The sequence below is a fragment of the Variovorax sp. AC103 genome, from assembly GCF_979254005.1.
The window spans coordinates 1-249 of record NZ_CEEDFC010000087.1; the positions used below are offsets into that span (position 1 = coordinate 1).

The 249-nt window shown below is 65.5% G+C and carries 1 pseudogene; it reads left to right on the forward strand.

What is annotated here, in order from left to right:
* Positions 1 to 249: pseudogene (locus AC0IYU_RS34900) on the forward strand (NAD(P)/FAD-dependent oxidoreductase); the annotation flags it as partial.

The window sequence follows — 249 nt, forward strand, 5'->3', positions numbered from 1 at the left end:
GCGACTTCATCGCCATCGGCAACACCTACCTCACCGACCTCATCGCGCACGACCGCGCCGGCCGCCCGCTGGAGGCGCGCGCACAGCTGTACGACCAGCTCTACCACGCGTTCTACGAAAGCACGCTGGCGCTCTACCAGGACCAGTACCCGCTGTTCGGCGACCCCGAGGTGCTGCCGGTGACGGTGATCTGGGACTACGCCTACTACTGGGGCGTGCTGTCGCAGATCTTCTTCCACCAGCGACTGA